This window comes from Streptomyces sp. NPDC008092 (assembly GCF_042957285.1).
In the GTDB taxonomy this organism is placed as follows: Bacteria; Actinomycetota; Actinomycetes; order Streptomycetales; family Streptomycetaceae; genus Streptomyces.
The window spans coordinates 110,584-128,706 of record NZ_JBIBHY010000005.1 but is presented as its reverse complement, the minus strand read 5'-3'; the positions used below and the strand labels follow the sequence as shown (position 1 = coordinate 128,706).

Here is an 18,123-nt window from a genome sequence, read left to right as displayed (position 1 = left end):
GCGGGGGACGTCCGGCGCCGAGCAGCCACGGGGGCTGCTCGGCGCCGGACGCTTTGTCTGCCCGGGAAGTCAGTTGCCTTGGAGCTGCCTCCAGAACTCCTCCGTGCCGGGGCGCGTTCCGTCGTCGGCGAGGATCGCGGCCGCACTGCACTTCAGCCGGAGCCGGATCTTGCGCTCTCCGCTGGCTGAGAAGGTGTCGTCGTGGGCCAGCTTGGAGTTCAGAAGCTCGTTGACGAACCTCTTCCAGATGTCCGGGCCGTATTCCTGGGTCCACTTCAGCCGGCTGTCCTCAGGCTGGTAGTCGCTGCGGAGAATGACGGACTTCTCCACACGCCGGACCATCGTCGTCAGATAGTGGCGGGCGGCCAGCACCTCGACGGCCGGAAGGTCGTCATCCCTGTCCTCGGTGTCGACGACCTCTGCCCCGTAGCGTCGCAGGGACTCAAGGATGTGCTCCCTGCGGTACAGGAACTTGTTCGGAAGCAGCAGTTCCACCAGATCGGCGTGGCGCACTCCGTGCAGTCCGATGAGGTCCGACGGTGAGCCGCTCACCCTGATCTTCTTGACGCTGGTGTTGTCGAGGCGCAGGGTCCAGCCGCCGGACGCGGGCAGGACCAGCCCGGCGAGCTCACAGCCGACGATCCGGGTGTCCACGTCCTGAACCCCGGACAGGTCGAGTTCGTCCGCGAACACGGCGTTGTGTATGTCCGCGCTGGGCATGCGGCCCGTCTCCTTGATCACGGCTCTCCACAGGGCGCCGAGGTTGGTGGCCGCAACGGTGGACTCGATCTGCTGTTCCGTGCGCTGGATGCGGGGCGCGAAGTCGGCGATGGCGCGAGTGACACGTTCCTGCCCGGCCGCGGTGACAACCCCTGTGACGGTGGCGGACCGCCAGGGGGACTGCTTCAGCATCCCCTGGAACACGGCGGTGTGCCCGTCCAGGAGGTAGCTGCTCGCGGCGCCCGCCAGGAACTGGTCGAAGAACAGCTCGTGCTGGAAGCGGAAACGCGAGGCGGACGTGTCGTCCGAAGCCGCCGTGAGTCCGCAGAGGACGGGCAGTCGCTGCTTGAGGTGACGCCGGGAGGACAGTTCGTCCTCGATCGCGAACTGGGCCGCCTCCTGCAGCTCACCGATGTCCGCCTCGCGTTCTTCATGGGTCGCCATGAACTCCGCGACGTACTCGAACATGCGCCGTAGTTCGGCGCTGGTCAGGAGGGCGGTATCCCCCTGACCGGTGGTCAGCTTGCGTTCCTCGCGCGCCACGTACTTGTCGAGCAGCCGCTCGGCGAGCGCGTTGCTCTTTATCACTCCCTCGTCGGGGTTGAGCGTCATCTCCGCGAAGGCGTGTGCGAAGAAGGGCAGTCCCAGCAGCTGCCGGTCGTGTTCGGACAGCCGGTCGAGGCTCTCGCGCGGGACTCCGTACTCGTCCAGGAACGACATGACGCCCTGGGGTGACCAGCGTTGCACCGTTGCCACACGGTGGCGTACGAAGGGCATTCCCTGTTCGTTGGCGCGCTCGACACTGGAGCGGTACTGGCCCATGTAATAGGAGGACCTGGCCGACACCACGACGACTCCCCGGCCGCCGAGTTCGTCCAGCCAGGGCCGGAGCGACCCGATCGCGTCGCTGTATCCCACTCCGCCCAGCAACTCGTCGAATCCGTCGATGAGCAGGGTCATCAACCCGTTGCGGCACAGCGCCTTGACGCCCTTGTCGGTGAGGTTCCGGGTCGACGCGACGGCACTGTCCACCACGGTGCGGAGGCTGTCGAGCACCTGGCCGGTGGAACGGACGTACAGGAACAGGGCCCGGTCCGAGGACTCGCCCGCCTGCAGTGCCCGCTCGACCTCCAGGGTCCGGGTCTTCGCCGCGTCGAGCATCGCCCGCGTCTTGCCGATCCCCGCTTCGCCGTTGATGAAGACCACTTGCGTCTGGCCCCGGTTGGCCTGGAGGTCCTGGTCGACACCGTCGATGAGCGCGGCGAAGGTCTGGGGCGGCTCCTCACGACTGCCGTCCATGTCGGAGACGACGACCTTGGCCATCCGGGTGGTGGCGCGTTCCCGGGAGGCCCAGCCGAGGGTGTCCTCCTCCTCTTTGGCCAGCTGGCGCTCCAACTGCTCCAGCTTCTGGCGCAGGCGCGTCGCGACCACCGGCCAGTTGGCCAGTGAGCGCAGATATTCGGTGTACGGGACCCAGTCCGACTCCGCCCGCCACTGACGCATGTTGTTGGGGCCCAGCCGGAAGTAGTCCCGGCGGGGCTGGGTTCCCGTACCCTCACCGGTCGCCTTGTCCCAGTAGAACTCGAAACCCTGGTCATGATCGGCGTAGACGGGCTCGGAGTCGTCGTCGGCGAAGCCGCTGAGATCCTGCTCGACGTCCTTGACGAAGTATTCCAGCGTGCCGTTGTCCGCCTTCTTCGGTTTGAGAAGGGGGTGCAGCGCCGCTTGGACCGCCTCGTCGGAGGGAGAGCTGCTCACCGAGCCGCCTCCGAAGCAGAGGAAGGCGGGGTGCGCGCGGGTGAACTTGGAGAAGAGATGCCAGACGCCTCTGGGCTTCATGTGGAGGAACGGCCAGAGCGAGACCTCGTCGCCCTCCCAGACGAACGACGGCCGAAATTCCCCCGAGCCGCCGTCGCGGAGCACCAGTTCGGCAGGGGTGAGGGATTCCGTGACTGCGTCGGCGATGGAGTGGACCAGCTCGTCCAGCGTGGCCAGTTCGCTTTCCCCGGCCGGGAGCGGTCCTCCGTGGCTGATGTGGTCGCGCAGCCGCTTGAGGTCGCGCAGTTCCCTGGGAGCACCCGGAACGCCCTGGTCGTAGAGGTCCAGAACCTTGCCGACGGCCTGGCCCACGTGTCCGGCCGGCACCGTAGTGCACTGGCTCAGTTGCTGACGGGCGCGCCGCAGGTAGCCGGTCCACTCGCCGAGCCCGGGGGAACGGCCCACAGGCGCGGCCGTCTGTCCGGCCGCCCGTACCGTCGCGGCGGCCAGCAGCGCCAGGAACCGCAGCTCGAAGTCGAGGACGGAGAAGCCTTCGTGGATGCTGCGCGGATCGCTCCCGGACGTGTACGAGAACTCCATGAGCCGGAACACCCCGGCGGGACCGTCCGGCATCGGTTCCTCGGCCGGCGATTCTCCTGTGCGCTGCACCGTTTCCCCCGCTTCGGATTCTGTGTGACAGTGCCACGCACCTTATCGACCGAACCGGGACATCGTCCGGCCTGTGGCCGACAACGACAGAGGAAGCGCGGCAGCACTGCGCGAGAAAGGCCGTGCCACACACGATGGGCCGTGTCGGGACGGTCACGTGGTGTCGTCGCATCCGGTGGTCGCGGACTGTCCACAGCCTCAGCGTTCACGCCTGCACCGTCGTAGGCTGGACACCCCCGGCTCGCACCGCAAGTCGGGCCGTTCGTGTTGCCCACCCGCGGTCCGGTACACCCACACCCGGTCCCTCAGACGGAAAGCCCTCCATGAGCCTGCACGGTCTGCTCGACGTCGTCGTCAAGGACCCCGCCCTCGCGGAAGCGATCAAGGCGGCCGCGGACGGCAACCGCATGCACGTCGACCTGGTCGGCCCGCCCGCGGCCCGTCCCCTCGCGGTCGCCGCGCTGGCCCGCGAGACCGGCCGGCCCGTTCTCGCCGTCACCGCCACCGGCCGCGAGGCCGAGGACCTGGCGTCGGCGCTGCGCACCCTGCTGCCGTCCGAGGGCGTCGCGGAGTACCCCTCCTGGGAGACGCTCCCGCACGAGCGCCTCAGCCCCCGCAGCGACACCGTCGGCCGCCGCCTCGCCGTCCTGCGCCGCCTCGCCCACCCCAGCTCCGACGACCCCGAGACCGGCCCGGTCTCCGTCGTCGTCGCGCCCGTACGCTCCGTGCTCCAGCCGCAGGTCAAGGGCCTCGGCGACCTGGAGCCGGTGGCGCTGCGCACCGGCCGGAGCGCCGACCTGAACGAGGTGGTGGAAGCCCTCGCGGCCGCCGCCTACGCGCGCGTGGAGCTCGTCGAGAAGCGCGGCGAGTTCGCCGTCCGCGGCGGCATCCTGGACGTCTTCCCGCCCACCGAGGAACACCCCCTGCGCGTCGAGTTCTGGGGCGACGACGTCGAGGAGATCCGCTACTTCAAGGTCGCCGACCAGCGCTCCCTGGAGGTCGCCGAGCACGGCCTGTGGGCGCCGCCCTGCCGCGAGCTGCTGCTCACCGAGGGCGTCCGCGCACGCGCGCGTGCCCTCGCCGAGGAGCACCCGGAGCTGGGCGAACTGCTCGACAAGATCGCCGAGGGGATCGCCGTCGAGGGCATGGAGTCCCTCGCCCCGGTCCTGGTCGACGACATGGAACTGCTGCTCGACGTGCTGCCCAAGGGCGCGATGGCCGTCGTCTGCGACCCGGAGCGGGTGCGCACGCGCGCCGCCGACCTGGTGGCGACCAGCCAGGAGTTCCTGCAGGCCTCCTGGGCGGCCACCGCGGGCGGCGGTGAGGCGCCCATCGACGTCGGCGCGGCCTCCCTGTGGTCGATCGCGGACGTCCGCGACCACGCGCGTGAGCTGGACATGATGTGGTGGTCGGTGTCGCCGTTCGCCGCCGACGAAGAGCTGGCGGCCGACACCCTCAAGCTGGGCATGCACGCCACCGAGACCTACCGCGGCGACACCGCGAAGGCCCTCGCCGACACCAAGGGCTGGCTCGCCGACGGCTGGCGCACGGTGTACGTCACCGAGGGCCACGGCCCCGCCTCCCGCACCGTCGAGGTGCTCGGCGGCGAGGGCATCGCGGCCCGCCTCGACGTCGACCTGGGCGAGCTGAGCCCCTCGGTCGTGCACGTGTCGTGCGGCTCCATCGACTACGGCTTCGTCGACCCGGCGCTCCGGCTCGCCGTCCTCACCGAGACCGACCTGTCCGGCCAGAAGGCGGCCGGCAAGGACGGCGCCCGGATGCCGGCCCGCCGCCGCAAGACCATCGACCCGCTCACCCTGGAGCCGGGCGACTACATCGTTCACGAGCAGCACGGCGTCGGCCGCTACATCGAGATGGTCCAGCGCACCGTGCAGGGCGCCACCCGCGAGTACCTGGTCGTGGAGTACGCCCCCGCCAAGCGCGGCCAGCCCGGCGACCGGCTGTACATCCCCACCGACCAGCTGGAGCAGATCACCAAGTACGTCGGCGGCGAGGCCCCCACCCTGCACCGCCTGGGCGGCGCGGACTGGACGAAGACCAAGGCGCGCGCCAAGAAGGCAGTCAAGGAGATCGCCGCCGACCTGATCAAGCTGTACAGCGCGCGGATGGCCGCCCCCGGGCACGCGTTCGGCGGGGACACGCCCTGGCAGCGCGAGCTGGAGGACGCCTTCCCGTACGCGGAGACCCCCGACCAGCTGACCACCATCGCCGAGGTCAAGGACGACATGGAGAAGTCGGTCCCGATGGACCGCCTGATCTGCGGCGACGTCGGCTACGGCAAGACCGAGATCGCGGTCCGGGCCGCCTTCAAGGCCGTCCAGGACGGCAAGCAGGTCGCCGTCCTCGTCCCCACCACCCTGCTGGTGCAGCAGCACTTCGGGACGTTCTCCGAGCGGTACTCGCAGTTCCCGGTGAGCGTGAAGGCGCTCTCCCGGTTCCAGACCGACACCGAGGCGAAGTCGACCCTGGAGGGCCTCAGGGAGGGCGCGGTCGACGTCGTCATCGGCACCCATCGCCTGTTCTCCTCGGAGACCAAGTTCAAGGACCTCGGACTGGTCATCGTCGACGAGGAGCAGCGCTTCGGCGTCGAGCACAAGGAGCAGCTGAAGAAGCTGCGCGCCAACGTCGACGTGCTCACCATGTCCGCCACCCCGATCCCGCGCACCCTGGAGATGGCGGTCACCGGCATCCGCGAGATGTCCACGATCACCACCCCGCCGGAGGAGCGCCACCCGGTGCTGACCTTCGTGGGCCCCTACGAGGAGAAGCAGATCGGCGCCGCCATCCGCCGCGAACTGCTGCGCGAGGGCCAGGTCTTCTACATCCACAACCGGGTCGAGTCGATCGACCGCGCGGCGGCCAGGCTGCGCGAGATCGTCCCCGAGGCGCGCATCGCGACGGCCCACGGCCAGATGTCCGAGTCGGCCCTCGAACAGGTCGTCGTCGACTTCTGGGAGAAGAAGTTCGACGTCCTCGTCTCGACCACGATCGTCGAGTCCGGCATCGACATCTCCAACGCCAACACGCTCATCGTCGAACGCGGCGACACCTTCGGCCTCTCCCAGCTGCACCAGCTGCGCGGCCGCGTCGGCCGTGGGCGTGAGCGCGGGTACGCGTACTTCCTCTACCCGCCGGAGAAGCCGCTGACGGAGACGGCCCACGAGCGCCTCGCCACCATCGCCCAGCACACCGAGATGGGCGCCGGCATGTACGTGGCGATGAAGGACCTGGAGATCCGCGGCGCGGGCAACCTGCTCGGCGGCGAGCAGTCCGGGCACATCGCGGGCGTCGGCTTCGACCTGTACGTCCGCATGGTGGGTGAGGCGGTCGCGGACTACCGGCGGCAGCTGGAGACCGGCGAGATCGAGGAGGAGCCGCCGCTGGAGGTCAAGATCGAGCTGCCCGTCGACGCGCACGTCCCGCACGACTACGCGCCCGGCGAGCGGCTGCGCCTGCAGGCGTACCGCTCCATCGCCTCCGCCAACTCCGAGGACGACATCAGGGCCGTCCGCGAGGAACTCACCGACCGCTACGGCAAGTTGCCCGAGCCGGTGGAGAACCTGCTGCTCGTCGCCGGGCTGCGGATGCTGGCCCGCGCGTGCGGGGTCGGCGAGATCGTCCTCCAGGGCACCAACATCCGCTTCGCGCCGGTCGAGTTGCGCGAGTCGCAGGAGCTGCGCGTCAAGCGCCTGTACCCCGGGACGGTCATCAAGCCCGCCGTCCACCAGCTGCTGGTGCCCCGCCCCAAGACCGCGAAGGTGGGCGGCAAGCCGCTCGTCGGGCGGGAACTGCTCAGCTGGGTCGGGGAGTTCCTCGCCTCGATCCTGGGGTCGTGACCGGATGACGGGGCGGGGGCGCGGGGCGCGGGGCGCGCGGATCGGTGAGCCGGTGCGAGCGACCGGCACCGCGCCGCGCGCCCCGCGCCACTGCGAACAGGCGGGCCTGATCACCTCCGCGCGCTCCGCCGACGGCTATCGCGAGTACGGCGCCGGCATCGGTACCGGTGACGACGACGGTACGGGGGTCCTGGGGGCGGAAGTCCTCGCTCATGCCGGGATCGTCGGACTCTGACACCGGCGTCAGGGTCAAGTCCTCCCAGAGCTCCCGCAGGGAACCGCTGAACGGACTCGCCGAAGAGCCCCCGAGGCCTGCGTGCGCGGCAAGGTGTGAGGTGTGTCATCGGGGGCATTCGTTCGCGGCGGGGAGTGAGCGGGCGCGAAGCCGTACGGTCCGAGCTTCGTCCGGGGGCCGACCGGCCGCCGATGAAGGCGGGTTGCGGGTATGTGTCGTTCTGTGCCCCCGTCTGGGGCGAACCGTGTCGCAGTTACCGTGGGACCAGCGGAAATCCGCCCGTGCGGAGGCGGACCGGGGTAAGGAAGAGGGGGCGCACGTGGCGCGTCTGAGGGGTGGGGCGGTCATGGCTGTCGTCATGATCTTCGCCGTGGCCGGCTGCAAGGATCTGCAGGACAAGGGGAGTTCGGGAGCGCAGGGCGCGGGAGGCGGCGGGGCGGCCCTGACCGCCGCCGACTCGCTGGCCGTCAAGGGGCGGGCGCCGAAGACCGGTTACTCCCGGGAGAAGTTCGGCTCCGCCTGGGCGGACACCGACTCCAACTCCTGCGACACCCGCGACGACATACTCAAGCGCGACCTGAAGGACGTGAAGTACACCGGCGGCGACTGCAAGGTCTCCTACGGCGTACTGGAGCCGGATCCCTACTCCGGCAAGGAGGTCACCTACCGGCGCGGCCGCAGCCTGGTCGACATAGACCACCTCGTCGCGCTCTCCGACGCCTGGCAGACGGGCGCCAAGTACTGGGACGCCAGCAAGCGCATAGCCCTGGCCAACGACCCGCTGAACCTGCTGGCCGTCGACGCGAGCGCCAACCGCGGCAAGGGCGACGGCGACACCGCCACCTGGCTGCCGCCCGACAAGTCCTACCGCTGCACCTACGTCGCCGCGCAGGTCGCCGTGAAGAAGAAGTACGGCCTGTGGACCACCGCCGCCGAGAAGGCCGCGATGAAGAAGGTGCTGGCCGGCTGCCCGGGCCAGAAGCTCCCCGCGGGCGGAAACCCGACCAAGGCGCCGCCCCGCTTCAAGGCGCGCTGAACCGGCCCGTTCCCGCCGCGTGCGCCCCTGCTCCGGTGCTCCCCTGCTCCGGTGCTCCGGTGCTCCGGCAAGCGGCCGCGCGGCGGAGCGTTCGGCTGCTTCTTCGGCTACTTCTTCAGCGCCGACAGGATCGTCGTCGTCACCTTCCGCGCGGACGCGGCACCGTTGTCGCTGCCCGCCGTGGACAGCACGGTGACCACGGAGCCGCCGGAGCGAGCCGCGATCAGCGTGGTGCCGTTCTCCCAGTAGCCGCTCGTCAGCGTCATCGTGTAGGCCTCGTCGCCGAGTCCGGCCGTGGCGCTGCCGGTGAGCTTCACCTTGGCGTGCGCGTCGGTGTCCGTGTACGTGGCGCACTCGGCGGCCACGGTCCGCAGGGCCTTCATCACCGCGGCCGCCGTGGTGCCCTGGAAGGCGTCGATCTCCTGGTCCACTTCGGCGGTCTTGCTCGCGTAGCCGTTCTGCGCGAACGACACCCCGCCCTTGTAGCCGGACACCTGGATCCAGGACGTGGTCTCCAGCCTGGTGCAGTCCGGCTTCCCCGCCTTCCGGCCGGCCGGGGAGAGGAACTGGTCGCCGCTGTCCGCGGAGCCGTCGGACTCCAGGGTGAGCCCGGACGGGAAGGCCGAGGCGGGCGCCAGTGCCTTCTTCAGCCGGGTGCCCGTGGCGAGGCCGGAGTTGGGGTCCTTCGCCTTGGCCGGCGCGGCGCTCGTGCCGGTACCGGAGTCGGAGCCGGAGCCGGTGGAGTCGGTGGAGCAGGCGGTCAGGGCCAGCGGGAGGGCCGCGGCGGCTATCAGCATCACGGCGCGGGTCGGGAGACGCATCGGAAGTCCTTCGGGAGTCGGTGAACCGGTGGGTCAATAACAGCAGAGGCTGTGAACCGAGTCAACATGACTAACGTGGTGTCGGGTGTACACGTTCGTGAAGGGGTAGATCTTGTGTACGCCGGTATGCTCGGTGCACACATGGGACGAGGGGAGCGAGGCCGCGTGCAGGACAACGCCACGGAGGTGACCGCGGCCGGCATCGCACGGCTCGCCGGGGTGGGCCGCGCCGCCGTCAGCAACTGGCGCCGTCGGCACGCCGACTTCCCCAAGCCGGTCGGCGGCACCGAGACCAGCCCGTCCTTCGCGCTCGCCGAGGTCGAGTCCTGGCTGCGCAAGCAGGGCAAACTCGCCGAGGTCCCGCTGCGCGAACGGGTCTGGCAGCAGCTCGCCGGGCATCCCGACGGCGCGCTGACGGCACTGGTGCAGACCGGCTGCGCGCTGCTGCTGATCCACGAGCGCCCCACCGTCTGGCTGCACGCGAGCGCCGGCTCGGACGAGCGCCTGGCCGCGATGCTGCCGGCCGCGCTGGAGCAGGTGCTGACCGCGCGCCTCGGCGGGGCGCCGGAGCGCACGGTTCACAGCGGCCGGCCCGCGAGCGCCGCCGAGGCTGTGAACAGTCCGGGCAGCCCAGGGGGTGTGAACACCGCACCGCCCACCCGCCCTGTGAACACCGAGCCGCCGACGGCACCCGCCGCGACCGCCGCCCCCACCCCCGCACCCCGCACCCCCACCCCCGCACCCTCCATCACCCCCGCCCCCGCACCCCCCGCCGTCCGCACCCCCACGGGCCCCCAGCTCCTCCCCTCCGTCCCGCTCCTGCGCGGCGCCGCCGAACTGGCCGCCGAGGTGGGGGCCCGGCAGGCCTTCGAGTTCCTGCTGGGCCGGCACCTGGACGCCAACCCCCGCCAGTACACGCTCACCCCGTCCGAACTCGCCGGTCTCATGGCCGACCTGGCCGGCCCCGCCCGCACCGTGCTGGACCCGGCCTGCGGCACCGGCGCCCTGCTGCGGGCCGTCGACGCCCGCCCCGGCCAGGAGCTGTACGCCCAGGACAGCGCCCCCGATCTCGCCGCGCTCACCGCACTGCGGCTCGCGCTGCACTCCCGGGCCGGGGTGCACGGCGCGGCCGGCGACACCCTGCGCGCCGACGCCTACCCGGAGCTGCGCGCCGACGCGGTGCTGTGCCACCCGCCGTTCAACGAGCGCAACTGGGGCCACGACGAACTCGCGTACGACGCGCGCTGGGAGTACGGCTTCCCGGCGCGCACCGAGTCCGAACTGGCCTGGGTGCAGCACGCCCTGGCCCGGCTCGCCGACGGCGGCACCGCGGTCCTGCTGATGCCGCCGGCCGTCGCGTCCCGCCGTTCCGGGCGCCGGATCCGGGCCGACCTGCTGCGCCGCGGCGCGCTCCGGGCGCTGGTCGCGCTGCCGGCCGGGGCGGCCCCGCCGTACAGCATCCCGCTGCACCTGTGGGTGCTGCGCCGGCCCGACCGGACGCCGGCCACGCCCGAGGTGCTGCTCGTGGACACCGGGAGGTTCGCCGGGGAGGGGCGCGGCGGTCCGGACTGGACGGCGGTACGCGACGCCGTCCTGGACGCCTGGCGTGCCTTCGGACGCGCCGGGGGACCGGTGGAACGGCCGGGGCTGGCCCGTTCGGTGCCGGTCATCGAACTCCTCGACGACGACGTGGACCTCGCCCCCGCCCGCCATCTGCCCCCGGCCGCCGCGGCCGACGGCGCGGAAGAGCTCACGGCGGTCCGCGAACGGCTCGGCGCGACCCTGCGCCTGACCGTCGACCTCACCCCGCCCCCGGTCGACCAGGCGCCGCCCGCGCGGTGGCCGCTCACCACCGTCGGCGAACTCGCGCGCGGCAGCGCGCTGGTGCTGCGCACCGGCGGGAACGGCGGCCACGCGCGCGTGCCCGTCCTCACCGACCACGACGTCCTCACCGGGGCGGCGCCCTCGGGCTCGCTCCCCGAGAGCGAGGAGGAGGCCGTGCTGACCGAGCCGGGCGACGTGGTCGTACCGGTCCTCGGCGGGGGCTCGGTGGCGCGCGTGATCGACGACGCGACGGCGGGCGCCGCCCTGGGGCGCAACCTGGTGCTGCTGCGCCCCGATCGCACGGCCCTCGACCCGTGGTTCCTCGCCGGTTTCCTGCGCGGCACCGCCAACAACCGGCAGGCCAGCAGCTACGCCTCCACCGCGACCCGGCTCGACGTGCGCCGGCTGCAGCTGCCCCGGCTCCCGCTGGAGGAACAGCGGCGCTACGGCGCGCGCTTCCGCGCCCTCGACGAGTTCGAGCGGACGCTGCGCCACGCGAGCCGGCTCGGGGAGCACCTCGTGCGCGGGATGTACGACGGCCTCACCGACGGGACCGTCGCGCCCGACTGATCCCCCGGCTGATCCCTGGTCGATCCCTGATGGATCCCCGGCCGATCCCTGAAGGATCCCCGGCCGATCCCCGGCCGGTGTGCGCGGGCAGTCGGTCCGACAACGGTTCGGTACAACCCGAACCGGTTGTCCGTGCCGGGCCATATGCTCGGTCCGACCATCGCACGACCGGTGCGGTCCGCGGGCGGACGGCACCGGACGGGCACGTACGCCCTTTTCAGGCACCAGGCACCCAGGAGCGATCATGCAAGGCCAGGGCCATGCGCAGCCGGTGCAGCGGCCGCCGCACGACGCGGTACTGGTCCTGCTGCGTGTGGTGTTCGTGACCGTCGCGGTGTGCAGCGCCGGCTTCCTGACGTGGGCGATGCTGCTGCGGCTGGCCGTCGTGACCCGCAGGTCGCTGGACTTCGGCCTGCTGGTGGCGGTGGCGGCGGCCGACGTCCTCAGCATCGTGCTGCTGGGCACCGAACCCGGCGACGACGTGCACACCGCCGGCGGCTACGTGGGGATCACGCTGCTGTTCGGCACGCTCCTGGGCGGTGTCGTCTACTACCTCGTGGCCGACGTACGCCACTTCCAGCGGCAGCGCGAGGGGTACGCGGCGCAGGGGTACGGCTACCCGCCCGCCGCCTCGCCGTACGCCACGGGGACCACGCCCCTGGGCATGCAGCCCCCGCACACGCCGCCCCCGCACTCCGTCCCCCCGATGTCCGGGCCGCCGCTCCCGCAGGCCCCGGCACCCGGGCCGCCGCAGCCCCCGATACCCGCGCCGCCGCAGCGCCCGGCACCCGTCCGGATCGACCAGGTGCGTGCCGAACTCGACGAGCTCAGTGACTATCTGCGCAAGCACGACGGGCACCGCGAGGGCGACCACGAGGGCGGACGGTGACCGTGGCGACCGGACGCGTCGTCGCCGGCCGCTACGAGCTGTCCACGCTCATCGGACAGGGCGGCATGGGCCAGGTCTGGACGGCGTACGACCAGCGGCTCGACCGGCGGGTGGCGGTGAAGCTGCTGCGCCCCGACAAGGTGGCGGGTGCGGAGGCGGAGGAGCTGCGCCGCCGGTTCCTGCGGGAGTGCCGGGTGACCGCGCAGGTCGACCACCCCGGCCTGGTCACCGTGCACGACGCCGGCAGCGAGGGCGAGGAGCTCTTCCTCGTCATGCAGTACGTCGACGGCGCCGACCTCTCCGACCACCTGGCGGAGCACGACCCCTACCCGTGGCAGTGGGCGGTCGCGGTGGCCGCGCAGCTGTGCGCCGTGCTGAGCGCCGTGCACGCCGTGCCGATCGTCCACCGCGACCTCAAGCCGCGCAACGTGATGGTGAAGCAGGACGGCACGGTCACCGTCCTCGACCTGGGCGTGGCCTCCGTCATGGACACGGACACCACCCGCCTCACCCACACCGGCTCCCCGATCGGCTCGCCCGCCTACATGGCGCCCGAGCAGGCGATGGGCGGCGCGGTCGGCCCGTACACCGACCTGTACGCGCTCGGCGTGCTGCTGCACGAACTGCTCAGCGGGGAGGTCCCGTTCGCGGGTTCCACGGCGCTCGGCGTGCTGCACCGGCACCTGTACGAGCCGCCGCTGCCCGTGCGCCGGATCCGCCCCGAGGTCCCGGAGCCGCTGGAGAGCCTCGTGCTGAGCCTGCTCGCCAAGGACCCGCAGCACCGCCCGGCGTCCGCGCAGGAGGTCTACGAGAACCTGGCGTCGCTCCTGCCCGCGCGCGGGACGCCCTCCGGGGCGCCCCTGGACCCCACCCGCCCCTTCCTGCGCCCGCACGCCCCCTGGCCGGACCGGGCCCGGACGCCCGCGCCCCAGCCCGCCGCCCCCGTGGCCGCGGTACCGGACAGACCGGATGTGGCCGCCGCCGTCGACGAGGTCAAGCGGCTGCTCGGGGAGGGGCGCATCACCCAGGCCGTGGACATCCTGGGCGCGATCCTGCCCGTAGCCGCCGACCAGCACGGTGAGCGCTCCACGGTCGTACGCACCCTGCGCAAGCAGTACGCGGCCACGCTGATGGACGACGGGCAGTACCGGCGCGCGCTGCCCGAACTGCGCCGGCTCGCCGACGAACGCGCCGCCGAGGCGGGCCAGGCCGACCCGCAGGTGCTGCGCTTCCGCTACGAGACCGCGCAGTGCCTGGAACAGCTCGGCGAACCGGCGGCGGCGCTCGCGGAGTACCGGGCGCTGCTGCCGTACTACGAGAACCAGTACGTGGCCGGCGATCCGCAGCTCGCGCACGACGTGCGCCGCCGGATCGGGCACCTGCTGCTCGCCCTCGGCGACCGGGCGGCCGCCCACGACACGTTCACCCGGCTGCTGTTCGACGTGGAACGGCTGCACGGGCCCGGCCACCCGATGGCGGGCGAGGTGCGGCGGACGCTGCACTGGCTGGGGCAGATGCGCGGCTAGTTCCCGCGCAGTGCATACTGCACCTACTTTTCGCACAACTTGCCGCACAGCAGAGACACAGGGGTGGGGTTCCGGCATGTCCAGCCATCGGCAGTCGAGGAAGCGCAGATACATCACCTGGGGCGTCGCGGGCGCCGCCGTGGTCGCCGGGGCCGGGATCGCCGCGCAGACCTCCATGGCGGCGACCACCTGGCCCGCCCAGAAGACGTTCACCGGCCGCGCGTTCGACACCTGCGCCGCGCCCTCCCTCGCCGCGATGAAGGCCTGGAACACCGGCTTCTACGGCGCCGCCGCCGTCTACATCGGCGGCAAGAACCGCGGCTGCGCCCAGCCCAACCTCACCGCTTCCTGGGTCAAGTCCGTCTCAGCGGTCGGCTGGAAGCTCATCCCGCTCTACGTCGGCTCCCAGCCGTCCTGCGGATCCGGCGGCTCGGTGAAGATCAGCGCCTCCACCGCCGCCTCCGTCGGCAAGTCCGAGGCGGACGACGCCGTGGCCAAGGCCGCCGCGCTCGGCATGAAGGCCGGCAGCCCGATCTACCTCGACATGGAGGCGTACGACACGACGAACACGTCGTGCAACAACGCCGTGCTGACCTATGTGCGCGCCTTCGACAAGGAGCTGCGCGCGAAGACGTACCGCGCGGGCTACTACGGCTTCACCAGCTCCAGCGCCAAGGCGATCGCGAACGTCACGGACAAGACGGACCTGCCGGGCAACCTCTGGTACGCGCTGTGGGACAAGCAGAACACCACCACCGCGGACTGGCCGTTCGGCTCGACCCAGTACACCGGGCACAGCCGGGCCCACCAGTACATGGTGAACAGCAAGGAGACGCGCGGCGGTTACACGATCACCGTGGACCGCGACGCGTGGGACGCCCCGGTGGCGATCACGGGCTGAGCGGGATCCCCACGGGATCAGTACCGCAAACCCTTCCGGAGGGTGGTGCGGCGGTGCCGGATACGCGTGTGAATCGTTGGTCGAATGGGTTGGCCAGAGCTTGCCCACTGCCTACCATCGATCACCGCAAGACTTTGTGCACCGTCGCACAATCTCCTCGGGAGGCACCCTTGCACCGCCGCCGTCGCACCGCGCTCGTCCTCTCCGCCGCGATCGCCGCCGCGGCCCCTCTCCTGACCGCCTGCGGAAGCGACGCGCACCCGGGCGCGGCGGCCGTCGTGGGCGGCCAGCGGATCACCGTCTCGCAGCTGGAGAACCGCGTGAACGAGGTGCGCCGGGCGCAGCGCGCCGCGGTGCCGGACGAGGCGCAGTACCAGCAGGTCCTCGCCTCCACGAGCAGCCTCACCCGGGACACCCTGTACAACATGGTGCTCGACCGGGTACTGCACCGGGCCGCCCGGACCGCGGGCGTCAGCGTCACCCGCGCGGAGGTCGAGCAGATGCGCTCCGGCCTCGAACAGCAGGCCGGCGGCTCCGCGGCGCTGCAGACGGCCTGGCTGCAGAAGTACGGCATCGCCCCCAGCCGGCTGGACGACAACCTCCGCTTCCAGGTCGAGGCCAAGAAGCTCGCCGAGGTGCTCGGCACCGACACCTCGCAGCCCGCCTTCTGGAAGGCCCTGGCCAACGCCTCCAAGGAACTCCACGTCGACCTCAACCCCCGCTACGGCGCCTGGGACGTCCAGAAGAGCAGCCGGGTGGACGCCAGGACGCCGTGGGTACGCGAGGTCACCTCGGCGGGGACGCAGGCGTCGGCGTAGAGCCCGTGAGCGGCGGGGCGGGCGGTCATACGATCGCTTGATCATCCCCGGCCTGTGGACGAACGGCGAGGCCGTCGGCGGTCGTGCGTTACGTTCGGAGCGTGAACACCACCAGCCCCGAACCCGCCACCCCGGAACCCGCTCCGGCCTCCCCGGCGTCCGACGCCGGCCGGGTCGTCCTGCTCACCACCAGCCACCGGGTCGCCCCCGGCCTGCTGTCCTGGCCCGCCTGGCAGGCGCTGCGCGCGGCGGACCGCGTGCTGTGCGCGGACGGCGCGCATCCGCAGCTGCCGTATCTGCGGGAGGCCGGGACGGCCGTGGACGAGGCCGCCCCCACCGCCGAGGAGCTGGTCGACGCGTGCGCCGGCGGCCGGACCGTGGTGGTCGTGGCGACGGGCGACGGCGAGCCCGCCCTCACGGACGGCCTGGCCCGGCTGGCCGGCTCCGGCCGGGTCCGGATGCCCGAGCTGGAGCTGCTCCCCGCCTCCTACGACCTGCCCGGCGCCCGCCTCCTCGACCTCGTCCAGGTCATGGACCGGATCCGCGCGGAGTGCCCCTGGTCGTCCCGGCAGACCCACCAGGGCCTCGCGAAGTACGGCATCGAGGAGGCGTACGAACTCGTCGAGGCGATCGAGGAGGGCGACCGCGACGAGCTGCGCGAGGAACTGGGCGACGTGCTCCTCCAGGTCGTCTTCCACGCGCGGATCGCGGAGGAGGACCCGGACGCCCCCTTCTCGATCGACGACGTGGCGGGGGGCATCGTCGCCAAGCTCATCCACCGCCACCCGCACGTCTTCGGCGACGAGACCGCGTCGACGCCGGAGGAGGTCAAGGAGCACTGGCTGCGGACGAAGGCGGTGGAGAAGCGGCGCGCGTCCGTGACGGACGGGATACCCCTCGCGCAGCCCGGTCTCGCACTGGCGGCCAAGCTGGCCTCCCGGGTGCGCACGGCGGGCCTTGAGGTGCCGCTGCCGCAGGCACCGGGCATCGGCTACGAGCTGCTCGCGCTGGCGGCCCGCGCGGAGGCGGAGGGCACCGACCCGGAGGCGGCGCTGCGGGCGGCGGCCCGGGCCTACCGGGACGCGGTGCGGGCGACGGAGGGAGTGGAGAAGTGACCGCCCCCGCCCCCGACCTCTTCACCTGGGAGTTCGCCGCCGACCCCTACCCCGCCTACGCCTGGCTGCGGGAGCACGAGCCCGTGCGGCGGACCAGGCTGCCCAGCGGGGTGGAGGCCTGGCTGGTCACCCGGTACGGGGACGCCAAGCAGGCACTGGCCGACCCGAGGCTCTCCAAGAACCCGGCGCATCACGACGAGCCCGCGCACGCCAAGGGGAAGACCGGCATCCCCGGGGAGCGCAAGGCCGAGCTGATGACGCACCTGCTGAACATCGACCCGCCCGACCACACCCGGCTGCGGCGGCTGGTGAGCAAGGCGTTCACCCCGCGCCGGGTGGCCGAGTTCGCGCCGCGGGTGCGGGAGCTGACCGACCGGCTCATCGACGGGTTCGCGGAGCGGGGCGAGGCCGACCTCATCCACGAGTTCGCCTTTCCGCTCCCCATCTACGCCATCTGCGACCTGCTCGGCGTCCCGCCCGAGGACCAGGACGACTTCCGGGACTGGGCGGGGATGATGATCCGGCACGGGGGAGGGCCGCGGGGCGGGGTCGCGCGGTCCGTGAAGAAGATGCGCGGGTACCTGGCCGAGCTGATCCACCGGAAGCGGGAGGCGCTGCCCGCCGAGGCCGGTCCCGGCGAGGACCTCATCTCCGGGCTCATCCGGGCCTCGGACCACGGCGAGCACCTCACCGAGAACGAGGCCGCGGCCATGGCGTTCATCCTCTTGTTCGCGGGGTTCGAGACCACCGTCAACCTGATCGGGAACGGCACGTACGCGCTGCTCACCCACCCCGGGCAGCGGGCACGCCTGCTGGAGTCCCTGGCCGCGGGCGAGCGCGGGCTGCTGGAGACCGGCGTCGAGGAACTGCTCCGCTACGACGGGCCGGTGGAACTGGCCACCTGGCGGTTCGCCACCGAGCCGGTCGCGATCGGCGGGCAGCACATCGAGCCCGGCGACCCGGTCCTGGTCGTCCTGGCCGCCGCGGACCGGGACCCGGAGCGGTTCGCCGAGCCGGACACCCTCGACCTCGCCCGGCGGGACAACCAGCACCTCGGCTACGGCCACGGCATCCACTACTGCCTGGGCGCCCCGCTCGCCCGCCTGGAGGGGCAGACCGCACTCGCCGGTCTCCTCAACCGCCTTCCCGACCTGCGACTCGCGGTGGACGAGAGCGAGTTGCGGTGGCGCGGCGGGCTCATCATGCGGGGACTGCGCACGCTCCCGGTGGAGTTCACGCCCACCGGTCGCTGAAGCCCTGTGCTGAAGCCCTGTGCTGAAGCCCCGTGCGGGCCCCTGCCGACCTGTACGGGCAAAAGGTGACCAGCGTTCAAGTCTGTGATCTTCACGTGATCTACGCGGCATTAACTTGTGACAAGTGATCG

Annotated in this window: 12 protein-coding genes; 10 read left to right on the top strand and 2 right to left on the bottom strand. The window is 72.0% G+C overall.

Annotated features, from left to right (window positions below):
- Positions 1–69: 69 nt before the first annotated feature.
- Complete coding sequence (locus ACFZB3_RS17050) at positions 70–3,111, bottom strand: hypothetical protein (RefSeq protein WP_391376124.1); 3,042 nt, start codon at positions 3,109–3,111, stop codon at positions 70–72.
- 359 nt (positions 3,112–3,470) lie between these two features.
- Here ACFZB3_RS17050 and mfd point away from each other — a divergent pair, with 359 nt between their 5' ends.
- The 3 genes from mfd (at position 3,471) to ACFZB3_RS17035 (ending at position 8,275) form a co-directional block, all read left to right on the top strand.
- Positions 3,471–7,004 (top strand): transcription-repair coupling factor, encoded by a 3,534-nt coding sequence (mfd, locus tag ACFZB3_RS17045; protein WP_391376121.1) that lies wholly within the window; start codon positions 3,471–3,473, stop codon positions 7,002–7,004.
- A 52-nt stretch (positions 7,005–7,056) separates the two neighbouring features.
- Positions 7,057–7,239 (top strand): hypothetical protein, encoded by a 183-nt coding sequence (locus ACFZB3_RS17040; protein WP_391376118.1) that lies wholly within the window; start codon positions 7,057–7,059, stop codon positions 7,237–7,239.
- Positions 7,240–7,585: 346 nt separating this feature from the next.
- The gene (locus ACFZB3_RS17035; RefSeq protein WP_391376115.1) at positions 7,586–8,275 is read left to right on the top strand and encodes a DUF1524 domain-containing protein; all 690 of its coding nucleotides are present in this window, start codon (positions 7,586–7,588) and stop codon (positions 8,273–8,275) included.
- Positions 8,276–8,382: 107 nt separating this feature from the next.
- On the opposite strand, the gene ACFZB3_RS17030 is transcribed toward ACFZB3_RS17035, so the two are convergent.
- Positions 8,383–9,096: a hypothetical protein gene (locus ACFZB3_RS17030; protein ID WP_391376112.1), complete on the bottom strand. Its 714-nt coding sequence runs from the start codon at positions 9,094–9,096 to the stop codon at positions 8,383–8,385.
- A 165-nt stretch (positions 9,097–9,261) separates the two neighbouring features.
- Between ACFZB3_RS17030 and ACFZB3_RS17025 the strand changes: the two genes are divergently transcribed.
- From ACFZB3_RS17025 to ACFZB3_RS16995, 7 genes are all read left to right on the top strand, one after another.
- On the top strand, positions 9,262–11,490 hold the full coding sequence (locus ACFZB3_RS17025) for an N-6 DNA methylase (RefSeq protein WP_391376109.1): 2,229 nt from the start codon (positions 9,262–9,264) through the stop codon (positions 11,488–11,490).
- 244 nt (positions 11,491–11,734) lie between these two features.
- The gene (locus ACFZB3_RS17020) at positions 11,735–12,379 is read left to right on the top strand and encodes a hypothetical protein (RefSeq protein ID WP_391376106.1); all 645 of its coding nucleotides are present in this window, start codon (positions 11,735–11,737) and stop codon (positions 12,377–12,379) included.
- A 38-nt stretch (positions 12,380–12,417) separates the two neighbouring features.
- The gene (locus ACFZB3_RS17015) at positions 12,418–13,905 is read left to right on the top strand and encodes a protein kinase (protein WP_391376930.1); all 1,488 of its coding nucleotides are present in this window, start codon (positions 12,418–12,420) and stop codon (positions 13,903–13,905) included.
- Positions 13,906–13,981: 76 nt separating this feature from the next.
- A complete protein-coding gene (locus tag ACFZB3_RS17010) occupies positions 13,982–14,806 on the top strand; it encodes a glycoside hydrolase domain-containing protein (RefSeq protein ID WP_391376103.1) in 825 nt (274 codons plus the stop codon).
- Between the two features lie 170 nt (positions 14,807–14,976).
- Complete coding sequence (locus ACFZB3_RS17005; RefSeq protein WP_391376100.1) at positions 14,977–15,624, top strand: SurA N-terminal domain-containing protein; 648 nt, start codon at positions 14,977–14,979, stop codon at positions 15,622–15,624.
- A 101-nt stretch (positions 15,625–15,725) separates the two neighbouring features.
- Positions 15,726–16,739, top strand: a complete 1,014-nt coding sequence (locus ACFZB3_RS17000) for a nucleoside triphosphate pyrophosphohydrolase (RefSeq protein WP_391376097.1) — start codon at positions 15,726–15,728, stop codon at positions 16,737–16,739.
- On the top strand, positions 16,736–17,992 hold the full coding sequence (locus tag ACFZB3_RS16995; RefSeq protein ID WP_391376094.1) for a cytochrome P450: 1,257 nt from the start codon (positions 16,736–16,738) through the stop codon (positions 17,990–17,992). Before ACFZB3_RS17000 ends, ACFZB3_RS16995 begins: the two co-directional genes overlap by 4 nt.
- The last annotated feature ends 131 nt before the right edge of the window (positions 17,993–18,123 follow it).